9 protein-coding genes, 1 tRNA gene and 1 pseudogene are annotated in these 12,182 nt (G+C 72.7%); 5 read left to right on the plus strand and 6 right to left on the minus strand.

The window, feature by feature from the left end:
* Positions 1-169 precede the first annotated feature (169 nt).
* Positions 170-787, plus strand: a pseudogene (locus NHG27_RS16560) (IS3 family transposase); the annotation flags it as partial.
* Between the two features lie 28 nt (positions 788-815).
* Here the strand turns inward: NHG27_RS16560 and NHG27_RS16565 are convergent.
* Entirely contained in the window at positions 816-1,040 is a 225-nt protein-coding gene (locus NHG27_RS16565; protein WP_497017023.1) for a hypothetical protein, read from the minus strand.
* 310 nt (positions 1,041-1,350) lie between these two features.
* Positions 1,351-2,229, minus strand: a complete 879-nt coding sequence (locus tag NHG27_RS16570) for a CHAP domain-containing protein (protein WP_497017024.1) — start codon at positions 2,227-2,229, stop codon at positions 1,351-1,353.
* Positions 2,230-2,507: 278 nt separating this feature from the next.
* Here NHG27_RS16570 and NHG27_RS16575 point away from each other — a divergent pair.
* Positions 2,508-2,596, plus strand: a tRNA-OTHER gene (locus NHG27_RS16575).
* Between the two features lie 34 nt (positions 2,597-2,630).
* Here the strand turns inward: NHG27_RS16575 and NHG27_RS16580 are convergent.
* The gene (locus tag NHG27_RS16580) at positions 2,631-3,857 is read right to left on the minus strand and encodes an alpha/beta hydrolase (RefSeq protein ID WP_497017025.1); all 1,227 of its coding nucleotides are present in this window, start codon (positions 3,855-3,857) and stop codon (positions 2,631-2,633) included.
* 709 nt (positions 3,858-4,566) lie between these two features.
* On the opposite strand from NHG27_RS16580, the gene NHG27_RS16585 reads away from it, so the two are divergent.
* The 3 genes from NHG27_RS16585 to NHG27_RS16595 all read left to right on the plus strand — a co-directional run bounded on the left by NHG27_RS16585 (position 4,567) and on the right by NHG27_RS16595 (position 10,133).
* Positions 4,567-5,211 carry a vitamin K epoxide reductase family protein gene (locus NHG27_RS16585; protein ID WP_193720712.1) on the plus strand — a complete coding sequence of 215 codons (645 nt, stop codon included), beginning with the start codon at positions 4,567-4,569 and terminating at the stop codon, positions 5,209-5,211.
* A gap of 477 nt (positions 5,212-5,688) precedes the next feature.
* Positions 5,689-9,789: a PDDEXK-like endonuclease domain-containing protein gene (locus NHG27_RS16590; protein WP_497017026.1), complete on the plus strand. Its 4,101-nt coding sequence runs from the start codon at positions 5,689-5,691 to the stop codon at positions 9,787-9,789.
* 113 nt (positions 9,790-9,902) lie between these two features.
* Positions 9,903-10,133 carry a hypothetical protein gene (locus NHG27_RS16595; protein ID WP_193720711.1) on the plus strand — a complete coding sequence of 77 codons (231 nt, stop codon included), beginning with the start codon at positions 9,903-9,905 and terminating at the stop codon, positions 10,131-10,133.
* 168 nt (positions 10,134-10,301) lie between these two features.
* Here NHG27_RS16595 and mscL read toward each other — a convergent pair whose 3' ends face one another.
* The 3 genes from mscL to NHG27_RS16610 all read right to left on the minus strand — a co-directional run bounded on the left by mscL (position 10,302) and on the right by NHG27_RS16610 (position 12,031).
* Positions 10,302-10,778: a large conductance mechanosensitive channel protein MscL gene (gene mscL / locus NHG27_RS16600; RefSeq protein ID WP_497017027.1), complete on the minus strand. Its 477-nt coding sequence runs from the start codon at positions 10,776-10,778 to the stop codon at positions 10,302-10,304.
* Between the two features lie 112 nt (positions 10,779-10,890).
* Positions 10,891-11,577, minus strand: a complete 687-nt coding sequence (locus NHG27_RS16605; RefSeq protein WP_497017028.1) for an SAF domain-containing protein — start codon at positions 11,575-11,577, stop codon at positions 10,891-10,893.
* 100 nt (positions 11,578-11,677) lie between these two features.
* Entirely contained in the window at positions 11,678-12,031 is a 354-nt protein-coding gene (locus NHG27_RS16610) for an FmdB family zinc ribbon protein (RefSeq protein ID WP_193720708.1), read from the minus strand.
* Between the last annotated feature and the right edge of the window lie 151 nt (positions 12,032-12,182).

A 12,182-nucleotide genomic window follows, 5' to 3' on the forward strand; every position in this document is an offset into this window, starting at 1 on the left:
ACTGACAGCCGCCACCTGACCAGCAAGCCCTGTCCCGACGAGAAGGGACCGAAAGTGGAAAAGCCGGGCAGACCGGCAGGTACCGCGCGCCCCCCCGTCAGCACCGACAGTCAGGCCATCCACGAGCACCGCTCAATCCGCTCCAGAAACCGGCTCGGCGGATCCAGGCTCAAAGCGCGTCAAGACCACGCGTCCGGATCCAACGTCGGCCAGGCACCCGGATCTGGTCAAGCAGGAGTTCACCGCGACCGCCCCGAACCGGCTCTGGGTGATGGACCTGACGTTCGTGCCCACGTGGGCTGGTGTCGCCTACGTGTGTTTCATCATCGACGTGTTCTCCCGGATGATCGTGGGCTGGCGGGTCGCGTCGCACATGCGCACCGAGATGGTCCTCGACGCCATCGAGATGGCCCGCTGGTCCCGTGGCGCCCACCACGACGATCTGCGGTGTCACAGCGACGCGGGTAGTCAATTCACATCGATTCGTTACGGCGAACGATTGGCGGAGATCGGCGCCACACCGTCGATCGGCACCGTCGGCGACAGCTACGACAACGCCCTCGCCGAGACCGTGAACGGCTACTACAAGACCGAACTCGTCCGCGGACCCGCACGATCAGGCCCCTGGAGAACCGTCGAGGACCTCGAACTCGCGACGCTCGGCTGGGTGCACTGGCACAACACGCAGCGACTCCACGGCTACCTCGGCGACATCCCGCCCGCCGAGTTCGAGAACGCGTTCTATGCTGTCCCCAACGACCGCAATCTGCTGGTCGGAATCAAATAGCGCGAGCCTCCATCAGACCCAGGGCGCTTCACCTTTCCGTCGCGTCCGTGTCGTGGGGGTCGTTCTCGAGACGGCGCAGCAGCCCTGGTGCTTCCTTCCGCAGGGTCTTGATGCTGCACCCGGGGCGGAGGGTGAGCAGGCAGCCACCGGCCAGTCCGTCCTCGATCCACGGCTCCTGATCGCCGTTTGCGACGTTCCAGGTCTCGATGGCCTTCTGGTCGGCTGCGGCGGTGACCTCGCACGCACCGAACACGACACGACACCACCCCTTATGAGGTTCAGGTCGTGCATCGCGTTCTTGCTGCCGTCGTCGTGCGGCTGGGCGGTGACACCTCCGAGAGCTGCCTCGATGCATGCCTTGGCCCAGACCTCTTCTGGACGCAGTTCTGCCATGAACCGCATCATGCCCCATGTTCTTCGCATGGGTCGCCCAGTCTGAGCCGATTCTGGTCCGCGTTCTGAGATCAGTTCGGCGTGCTTGCACGACTGGGGGAGGAGCAGGTTGTCCAGCCAGCAGGTCCCGAGGACGTACCCGGGGACGGCTCAGAGTCTGCTCCCAGGCTTCATGCCCTGTCGTGTGTTGGTCGTCGCCCCGTCTGTAGACAGATGGAGCTCTCCGGTGTTGGCCTGGAATGCCACCCGGTAGCCGCGCCCAGGGTTGTGATCGAAGGGCTGGTCCCTGCGGCCATGCCCTGGTGCGGGTTCCAGGTCGTGGAGCCGTCGGTGACGTGGAGGTCACCGGTGTTGGCCTGGAACGCCGCCCGGTACCCGCCGCCGAGTGCGGTGATGGACGGGCTGGTCCCTGCGGCCATGCCCTGGCGCAGGTTCCAGGTCGTGGAGCCGTCGGTGACGTGGAGGTCACCGGTGTTGGCCTGGAACGCCACCCAGCGATTCTCGACCGACGACGATCCCAGGTCTTTGAAGTGGATGAACCTGCCGACCTCGCTCTTGTTCGCGACCCGGAGCTTCGACGGGCCGGACCAGTTGGACTCGGACAGCCACACCTGGTCACCCTCGACATAGTCGACATACGCGACATGCCCTGCGCTGCTCACCCCCTTCTCATACTGGTTCCACTGGGCGATGGCACCGGGTGCAGGGGTGGAGTCGACCGTGAACCCCTTGCCTTTCGCCAGGGCGTTGGTGTCCCAGTCACCAGCGTTACCAAGGTTCCCCGGGTTGGGCACACCGTTGGATGCTAGCCGGTAGGCCGCGTAGTTGGTGCAGTTGCTGCCGTTGTTCACCGGGTACCCCCACGTGGAGGTCCCGTCGTACCCGGAGAACGCCAAGCACCCCCACCCGCTGAGAGAGCACGCCCAGGAGGCGGCGGACGGTGCCGCTGTGGCTGGTGAGGCAAGGACCGGGGACAGCAGCAGTGCAACCGCAGTGAGCAGGGACAGGGACAGGGTGCGGCGCGCGGGGGCTGCCTTGTTCTTGGCCATGCTCTACTCGTCGGCAGGCGAGGTCCCGATCCTTAGCGCGCCTTGTCCCCGGCAGAGGTGACTCCTAGGCGCCCGCTCCACGACAGCGGGTGTCTCGCGGGGGTGCTGGATGTCGTTTGCGGACACATGCCGAACATGCTGTTCCGTGATGGTTCGCCGTTTACGGGTGCTTGATACTGTTCAGGACTTTCGCCCTGCGCAAAAACCGGTCAGACCATGCCGAACTGGGGCAACCTGAAGGGTTTCTGGACCTCCCCCAGACCTCCCCCGCCGCTATAGCGGACCTGGGTTGACCTGCGAAGACGCCCGCTCTATGCCGGCCCTCCTAAAGCGGGTGTCGCCAGTTCGAATCTGGCCAGGCGCACCAGTACCTCCCCGCGACATGCCAGGGCACTGACGGTCTACCTCTCGTCGCGCCGCTCGCCCCGCGCCCTCGACACCTCACGCGCTTTCGACACCTCACACGCACTCGACGCCTCCGGTGCCCGGTGCCGTGCCACGACGACCCGCTCCGCGAACTCCTCGACCGCGGTGACCACGGCGTCGAACCGCATCGAGTGGAACAGGTCGAACCCGTGCTGCGCGCCGGGCAGCTCGGCGTACACGACGGGTCGGCCCGAGGCCTCGCGCAACCGCGCCGCGAACCGCCGCGCCCCCTCGACGGGGACCATGGTGTCCTGGTCGCCGTGCACCACGAGGAACGGTGGGGCGTCGGGGCGCAGGTAGTCGCCCGGTGCGGACTCCACGTCGCGGTCTCGGCCGCTGCCGTAGTACTCGCCGAAGTACCCGTAGAGGCACACGGCCCCGACGACGGAGGTGTCGGTGTCCTCGAACCCGGGCTGGAACCGCGGGTCGCCGGGGGTGAGGGCGGCGAGCGCCGCGAGGTGCGCGCCCGCGGAGCTGCCTGCGACGACGACGCGCGCGGGGTCTGCGCCGTAGCGGGCGCCGTGGTCCTGGACCCAGGCCAGCACCTGCTTGGCGTCGACCAGGTGGCCGGGGAAGTTCGTCGTCGGGCGCAGTCCGTAGTTCGCGCTCACGCACACCCAGCCGTGGCTCGCGAGCCGCGAGAGCATCGCACGGGCCTCGAGCTCCTTGCGCCCGCTGACGTACCCGCCGCCGTGGAAGTAGACGAGGGTGGGGCCGTCGGCGGGGCGCACCCGGGGGTGGTAGACGTCGAGCCGGTGCTGGCGGGTTCCGTCGGCGTAGGGCAGGTCGCGCACGCGGGCGACGTCGTGCCGGCGGATCGCGAACGGGGCGAGGAGGATCCGGGCCCAGGGCAGCCCTCGGTTGGTGACCCTGCCGGGTCCGGTGCGGAGCCCGTCAACGAGCGCCTCGTCGAGCGCGGGTGCTGCCCGCAGGCCGCGACGGGACACCAGTGCCAGACCGGCCGCGGTCAGGGCGGCCAGGCCGAGGGCGGCGCGGCCGCCGACCGTGCCCAGGTCCCCGTCGCCGAGCGCGAGCGCCGTGATCGCGACCAGGACGAGCAGGAGCGCGAAGGGCTGCTCGTTGGCGAGGACGCTCATGCGGAAGGACAGGCGGCCCAGGCGTGGGGACCGGCGTGCCGGCGCGAGGGAGGCCGAGGTGCAGCACGCGACGAGGAGCACGGGGACGAGGTACCCGAACGGCATGGGGACTCCTCTGCTGCCGGTGGGCGCGGTGCGCGCCCTGGTTCCCGGTCTACACCGGCGTGAGCGCAGGTGCGCGGCGGGCCGCCCCGACCGGGGACGTCCCCGGGGGTCGTCGCGACTGCTGATCGCGGCTGGAGGATTTTCTCCGCGGTCGTTCGGAGGTCTGCGGGCGCGGTGCGCGGAAAGGGCGGTCCGGGGCCCCGCGCGGCGGCACTCAGGTAGTTGAAGATCGAACCGAATGTCGGCTCCGTGGACCCGCGCGGGAGAACGAGCCGGTGCGGGCCTCTCGCAGGATTCCGGCGGCGGGCGGGACCGGTTCCCGGGCCTGCCCGCAGCGGTGTCCGGCCAGGTCACGCCGCGAACCCTCGGCCGTCACCCACGGGGCCGTCGCCGACCCGCTGGCGCCCGTCCCGTCCCGCGCGGAATGAATGCCGCCGCCCGACCGGTCGGCAAGGTGGTGGCGAACATTGACGGCATGTGCTCGGAGGTATTTCAAGAATGGCGTCACCGGGTATTCCCTGCGCGTCCCCTCAAAAGGCCTGCCGACGGGGAGCGCGGCGTTCTGCCCCGCATTCGACGCGACCTGGTCCACCTGCTGATCGCGACCCGTCCGCGAGACGCCGCACCCGCACGTGCAGGGAGCGCCGCGCACCTAGGCTGGAGACGCTCCCGGGGATGGCCGGGGGCCATCGCCGGAAGGGCCTCACGCATGAGCGACGTTCTGCACGACGACACGACGACCGACCCGTCGAGCATCAAGGGGTTCCGGCACAGCAGGCAGTGGGTGTTCGGCACCATGCTGGTCTCCGCGCTCATCAGCCTCACGGCCTCGTTCGTCCTGTCCTACGACGCGGTCCTCCTCGCGGCGAACCCTGCCGCGGAGCTCTCGTGCAACGTCAACGAGGTCCTGTCCTGCGGGGCCGTGGGCGTGGCGTGGCAGTCGTCGCTCTTCGGCTTCCCCAACGCGTTCCTCGGTCTGATCGCCGAGCCGGTGGTCATCACGATCGCGGTCGCGAGCCTCGGGGGCGTGCGGTTCCCGCGCTGGTTCATGTTCTCGGCGCAGGTCGTCTACACGCTGGGCCTGATCTTCGCGTACTGGCTCTTCTACCAGTCGATGTTCGTGATCGGCGCCCTGTGCCCCTGGTGCCTGCTCGTCACGCTCTCGACGACGCTCGTCTTCATGACGCTGCTGCACTGGAACATCCTGGAGGACAACCTGTACCTGCCCGCGAGGGCGCAGGAGCGTGCGCTGTCCTTCGTGCGGTCGGACGCGGACGTGTTCCTCACCGCGACGTGGGTCGTCCTGATGATCGCGGCGGTCCTGCTCAAGCACGGGCCCAAGCTCTTCGGCTGACCGGCTCGCCCGGGCAGGGGAGCCTCCACGCCCGACGGCGCCGCCCACCTCACGGCCGCACCTCGCCGAGGTGTGGCCGTGGTGCGTCGGGGCCGTCGCGCGGCACGCGCCCGGACGGCCCTCGTCCCGGAGCGCCCGGGCGACCGACCGGGCGTCCACGAAGAATCGGTCACACCGTCCTGGACGGTCGTCCATCTCCGCGTGATCACATCGTGCGCGGACCCATTTGACGAACTGCGAAAGACCTTGCAGAATCATCTCTGACGGTGCGTATCGCCTGCCCCCTGCGCGGTGCGCACCGTCCTCACATCTTCTCGGCCCTGCCCCGGCGCAACGTTGCGCAGCGGACGCACCGGAGCCGGTTCTCTCCTCAGATCACCACCCCGTGCGGGACCGCCGTCGTCGGCCGTGACGTGAAGTCGCCGCCCACGGCGTGCCGGTACCCGTTCCGGCGGACGGGACGGTTAGCGTGCGAGAGTGAACGCAGCCGCCCGCAACCCATCTGCCCACGAGCACGTGGCCGATCCCGCTCGGCCGCTCACCGACCAGAACGCGCACGACAGCGCCGTTCGAGGTGCGGCCCCGAGCGCCGAGGGGGCCACGGTGCTCGCGAAGCCCGCGCTCGTCGAGCCGCCGACCACGGCCGAGCTCGTCGAGGACGCCGTCCGGTCCTGGCGTGCCTCGCTCGTCGAGCTCGCGGGCGGTTCCTCCCTCGCCGACATCGGGCTGCTGGGGGACGCCGTCGTCGACCTCACCGCGGCGCACCCCTCAGGGGTCGCCCAGCTCTTCGCAGGACGCCCGACCCGCCTGTCCAACCTCTTCCGCGAGGGCGCCTCCCTGCCGGCCGCACGTCGGCGCGCGCGCGCCGTGGTGGTCCGTTCGCAGGAGCACGCCCAGCGCTACGGCGTCGCGCCGACCTACCTGGCGATCGGTGTCACGACCTGGACCGAGGGGGAGCCCTCACGCCTCGCGACCGACGACGTCGCCGCGCTCGCGCACGTCGCCGGGACGACGTACAGCCGGACCATCGACGGCGCCACGGGACTGCCGGCGGGCCCGACGACCGGCGAGCCGGACCTGTCCGAGCCCGCGCGGCCCGCCGCCCCGGGCACCCGGGCGAGCGGCGCCGTCGGGCAGGACGACGGCGCTGAAGGGCCTGACGCCGAACCCGCCCTGCCGCGGACCGTGCGCGCGCCCGTCCTGCTGCGCCCCCTGACGCTCACGCCCCGCGGCGACAGCGAGACCGACTACGACCTGACCCTCGAGCCGACCGTCGAGATCAACCCGGTCCTCGCCCGCACCCTGCGCGCCCACGGCGGGCTGATCGACCCCGTGACGCTCGCGCGCAGCGCGTTCACGCCCGCGGGCTTCGACCCCTCGGACGCCCTGGCCCGCATCACGGCCGTGGGCAAGGCCGTCCTCGGGGACTTCGAGCTGACGCACCGGGTCCTCGTCGGGACGTTCGTCCACCCCGGCCAGGTCCTCGTCGACGACCTCGACGAGCTGGCCCCGGGACTCGATCGGCACGAGGTCGTCGCGGCCCTCGCCGGATCGGAGGAGGCTGCGGCCGCTCTCGAGCGCGAGCTCCCGGCCCCGCGCGTCGGCGACGCGGACCCCACCCAGGAACGCGGCGTCGGCGACCTCGACCCGGCGCAGCGCCACGTCATCGACGCCCTCGCGACGGGCAGCCACCTGTTCGTCGACGCTCCCCCCGGGGCCGACACCGCGGGCACCATCGCGGCCGTCGTGGCGGAGGCCGCCGCGAGCGGCCGCAGCATCCTCTACGTGCCGGGCCACCGCCGGGCCGCGGACACGCTCACGACCCGGCTCGACGAGCTCGGGCTCGACGGCCTGCTGCTCGACATCGCCCCGGAGCCCACCTGGCGCACCACGGCCTCCCACCGCCTGCTCGGCGCCATGGCCGCCGAGGGCGAGGCGATCGACACCGACGCCGTCGCCCGGGTCCGCGACGGCCTCCTGGGCGCGCGTGCCCAGCTCTCCGGCTACATCGAGTCCCTGCACCTCGTGCGTGAGCCCTGGGGCGTGTCCGCCTACGCGGCCCTGCAGGCGCTCGCCCGGCTCACCGCGCAGCGGCCGGCCCCCGGCACGACGGTCCGGCTGGGACCCGAGGTCACGGTCCGGATCGGCACCGAGCGTCGGGCCGAGCTCACGGCGCGCCTCGTGCGCGCCGCCGAGGTCGGGGCGTTCACCCTCCGGTCCACGTCGACCCCGTGGTTCGGCGCCGACATCACGAGCGCCGAGGCCGCCCAGGACGCCCTGGTCCGGGTCGGACGGCTGTCCACCCAGACCTTGCCCCAGCTCCGCGAGCAGGTGCTCTCGGTCGCGACCACCACGGGCCTGACCCCCGCGACGTCCGTGCGCCAGTGGGGCGACCAGCTCCGCATGCTCGGCGGCATGCGCGGCACCCTCGACGCGTTCCAGCCCATGATCTTCGAGCGCACCGCGACCGACCTCGTCGAGGCCACCGGTTCGCGCGAGTGGCGGGCCGAGAACGGCATCGACATGGGCTGGGCGCACCGCCGCCGCCTGCGCCGGCAGGCCAAGGACATGCTCCGCCCCGGGGTCCGGGTCGCCGACCTGCACGCGGCCCTCGTCCAGGTCCAGGAGCAGCGCGCCGTGTGGCAGGCCCAGTGCCCGCGGGGCGGGTGGCCGACGCTCCCCGAGGGGCTCGCCGCGATCGAGGACACGTACGAGGCCGTGCGGATCGACCTCGAGGCCCTCGACCCCGTGCTCGCCACGACCCCCGTCGGGTCGGACCTGCTCGACCTGCCCCTCACCGAGCTGGCCGTGCGCCTCGCGAGCCTCGGCGAGGAGCAGGACTCGCTCGAGAACCTGCCCGCGAGGACCGCTGCCCTCCGCACGCTGCGCGAGGAGGGCCTCGGCGACCTGCTCGACGACCTGTCGGCCCGTCGCGTCGACGCGGACCTCGTGGGGCCCGAGCTCGACCTCGCCTGGTGGAGCTCGGTCTTCGAGCAGATCCTGGCGCAGGACCCGGCGCTCGCCGGACAGGACGGCGCGGGCCTCGAAGCGCTCGCCCGCCGGTTCCGCGACCTCGACCGCACGCACGTCGCGGCCCTGTCCGCCCCGGTGCGGGTCGCCGTCCGCGAGCACCTCGGCGGTGCGATGAGGGACCAGCGTCCTGAGGCCGAAGCCCTGTTCACGGAGCTGCTCGAAGGACGCATGACGAGCCTGCGGGACGCCCACGAGCGCTACCCCGAGGTCCTGCGACGGCTGCGGCCGTGCACCGTCGCGTCCCCGACCCTGGTGCCGCACCTGTTCACCGCTGCGCGCACCGTGGACCTCGTCATCCTCGACGCCGTGCAGCACATCCCGGTCGAGCTGGTCCTGTCGTCGCTCGCCCGCGGCCGTCAGGTCGTCGTGTTCGGCGACCCGCGGGCCGCCTCGGGCTCGACCGTGGGCGAGCTCGCGGCGATCCTGCCGACGGTCGCGCTGTCCGCGGGCGGGACCCGCCGCGACCCGTACCTCACGGCCTTCCTCGCCGCCCACGGCTACGAGGGGGTCCTGCGCCCCAGCCCGCTGCCCCGGGCCGAGCCGCTCGTCCACCTCGACCTGGTGGACGGCGCCGGCATGCCGGACCCTGCCTCGGGCGCGGTCGAGAGCACGCAGGCAGAGGTCGACCGGGTCGTCGAGGTCGCGATCGAGCACGCCATGACGCGGCCCGAGGAGTCCCTCGCGATCGTGACCGTGAGCTCGCTGCACGCCGACCGGATCCGGGACGCGCTGCTCGGCGAGGTCCGGCAGAACCCTGCCCTGGCCGTCTTCTTCTCCGGCGCGCGCACCGAGCCCGTCGTGGTCGCCGAGCTGTCGAGCGTCGCGGGTCTCTCCCGGGACGCGATCGTCCTGTCGGTCGGCTACGGGCGCACCCCGCACGGCCGCGTGCTGCACCGCTTCGGCGTCCTCAACGCGCCGGGCGGGGACGCGATGCTCCTCGACACGCTGGGCTCGACCCGGCGCCGGCTGCGCGTCGTCACGTGCTTCACGGCGTCCGACCTGGACCCCGAGCGGTTGCGCGGGCGCGGCGCGAAGCTCCTCGCGGAGGTCCTGGACCTCGCCGAGCAGCGCAACGGCCGTGCCGACCAGGTGACGCTGGGCAACGGGGTCGACGTCGGAGGGAACCCCGACCGGCTCGTGATCGACCTGGCCGAGCGTCTGTGGCGTGCCGGGCTCGCGGTCGAGACCGACTACGGCGTGGTGGGCGGGGACCGGATCCCGCTCGTCGTCGGGCACCCGGACATCCCGGGCGAGCTCCTGGTCGCGGTCCTGACCGACGACGACGCGTACGTCGCCGAGGCCAGCGTCCGCGTCCGGGACCGTCAGCTCGCGGAACGCCTCGAGCGCACGGGCTGGGTCGTCGCGCAGGTGTGGTCGGCCGCGGCGTTCCTCGACCCCGCCAAGGAGGCCGAGCGCATCCGCCGAGTCGTCCAGTCGGTGCGCGACGCGCGCCTGCCGGAGCTGGGCGGGATCGCGCAGACCGGGGGAGCCGACCGCATCGTCGTCGTGCCGACGGTCGCGGACGACGAGTTCGGGACCGACTGACGCGTGCGCGCGGCCCCTGGCGGGCCGCCGCAGCCCCGCGCGGCCGGGGCCCCACGGGGTCCCGGTGCCGCTGCGGGCGCCACGGGACCGGTGCCCCCTGAGAGAATGGGGGCATGTGCCCCGCCGACCCGATCACGCCCACCGACGACCCCGCACCCGGGGCGGGTGCGCCCGCGCCGCGGCGCCGCTCGCGCCGGGTCGTGCGTCCGGGGACGGAGCAGGCGGGCGTCGCGGGCCTGGGGTCCGACGACGACGCCGCGGCCTGGGGCGACGTGCGCCCGGGGGCGGCGGCCGACAACCATGACGCCGAGCTCCTGCGCGACGTCCCGCCCCACTGGTCGTGAGGCCGGACGCCACCTGAGACTGATGCCACCCGAGACCGGCGCCTCGTGAGAGCCGCGGGCGTCGCGAGGCGTCTCGTGCGGCCCGCCCGGGCCGGCGGGTGTGCGGAGAACGGCAGCGTCCTTGGCTCGCCGCACGCCCACCCCGGCCGGGCGCCGGGCGGCAGCGGGTCAGCGGCTGCCGGGGCCCCCGAGCCGGCCGGCGCCCTCTGCCTGACCTGCGGCGACCGGTGCGGACGCGCCTGCTGCCCGTGCGTTCTGGGCGGCGAGCAGGTCGCGGATCTCCTGCAGGACCAGGACGTCCTCGGCGGGGGCCTTGGGCTCGTCCTCGACGCCCTTCTTGCGCCGTGCGGCGAGGTGGTTCATGGGCAGCACGATGAGGAAGTAGAGCGCGGCCGCGACGCACAGGAACTTGAACACGGAGTCGAGGACGAGGCCGACGCTGAAGTCGGCGCCGTTGATCGTGAAGTTCCCGACCTCGGACAGGTCCTTCTGGCCGAAGATCGCCGCGACGAGGGGGTTGATCAGGCCCGAGACGATCGAGGTGACGACGAGCGTGAAGGCCGTGCCGATCACGATCCCGACCGCCAGGTCGATCGCGTTGCCGCGGAGCACGAAGTTCTTGAATCCGTTGAGCACGTTCTTCATCCGGGGTTCCTGTCAGGACGGGCCGACCGGTGCGTGCGCCCAGGTCAGGACACGTGCCGGGCCGGCGGGGCTGGAGGTGATCCTGCCATGCCCCCGGGGTGGGGCCGCACCGTCAGGGCACCAGGACGACGGACAGCCCGCCCCACTCGCCGACCCCTGCGAGGGCCGCGGCCTCCTCGGGGAGCACGGCGACGAGGGTGATGCCTCCCTCGGTGGTGCCGCCGCCCAGCAGCCCCCCGGGTGCGGGCTCGGTGGGAGCTCCTCCGAGCACGAGGGCCCGTCGTGCGAGGTGGGTGCCGACGCCGGGTCCCGCGGAGCTCCCGGTGACGGCGAGCAGGTCGACGCGGTCGCCCGGGTGCAGCAGGGCGGCGACCGAGGGGTCGGTGAGGCGGACGGGCGTCACGACCGTCCCGGCGGGGGCCGCGGTGGCGAGGTCGCCCGCGGCGACGAGGGACGGGGTGAGGGTCAGCCCGCGTGGCAGCGCGACGGACGTGGACCGCCCGACGGCGTCGCTCGCCCGGGTCAGCGACGTCTCGGGGGCGAGGGAGACCGCGACCTGCACGACCGCGACGTCGCTCGTGGTCAGCGCGGTGCCGGCCTCGACCTCGCGTGCCGTGACGACGACGGGACGCGTCGCGAGCGGCGGCGGGCTCAGGCGGTCGACCACGACGGCGGCTGCCAGCCCGCAGCCCAGGGCGAGCACCACGAGGCGCGAGCGCCACAGGAGGGCGCGCAGGCGCCGTCGGGCTGCGGACGGGCGGCGGCCCGACGGGAGGGCGGACGGCGACGGCGAGGGCATGCGCCGACGCTAGGCGACCGGTGCGGGCCTCCGGACGAGCGGGCCGGCGGCCTGTGGACGAGGTGCGGGACCGGCTACCTGTGCACGGCCCGGGGGAGTGTCAGCTCGCGGAGGGCGTCGACGAGCCGGACGAGCCGCTGCTCGTGGACCCGCCGCTCGACGACGAGCCCGAGGACGACGAGCCCGAGGACGTCGAGCCCGAGGTCGACGACCCGCCCGCGTCCGAGGACTTCGACGGGGTCGAGGACGTGGTGGAGCCCGTGCTCGACGACTTCGAGGAGCGGGAGTCGGTGCGGTAGAAGCCCGAGCCCTTGAAGGTCACGCCGACCGACGAGAAGACCTTGCGCAGGCGGCCGCCGCACTCGGGGCACACGGTCAGAGCATCGTCGGTGAACGCCTGGTGGATGTCGAAGGCGTGGCCGCAGGCAGTGCACGTGTACGCGTAGGTGGGCACGGTCTCTCCTCAAGAGGTCGCGGGTGGAGTGCGGTCGTCACGGGCCGGGCGCGAGCCTGGTCCGCGGCGTCCGGTGCCTGTCGCTGGGCAGGGCCGGACTAGCACTCGGGGCTACTGAGTGCTAATCATACGCCTGGCCTGCCCGGGGTAG

The sequence above is a fragment of the Oerskovia sp. 140933 genome, from assembly GCF_059651515.1.

Bases quoted from the DNA above. Each gene is read 5' to 3' on its own strand.
- NHG27_RS16605 (WP_497017028.1), bottom strand. From the start codon at position 11,577: ATGCCCTCGCCGTCGCCGTCCGCCCTCCCGTCGGGCCGCCGCCCGTCC.
- mscL (WP_497017027.1), bottom strand. From the start codon at position 10,778: ATGAAGAACGTGCTCAACGGATTCAAGAACTTCGTGCTCCGCGGCAAC.
- NHG27_RS16570 (WP_497017024.1), bottom strand. From the start codon at position 2,229: ATGGCCAAGAACAAGGCAGCCCCCGCGCGCCGCACCCTGTCCCTGTCC.
- NHG27_RS16580 (WP_497017025.1), bottom strand. From the start codon at position 3,857: ATGCCGTTCGGGTACCTCGTCCCCGTGCTCCTCGTCGCGTGCTGCACC.
- NHG27_RS16595 (WP_193720711.1), top strand. From the start codon at position 9,903: ATGTGCCCCGCCGACCCGATCACGCCCACCGACGACCCCGCACCCGGG.
- NHG27_RS16585 (WP_193720712.1), top strand. From the start codon at position 4,567: ATGAGCGACGTTCTGCACGACGACACGACGACCGACCCGTCGAGCATC.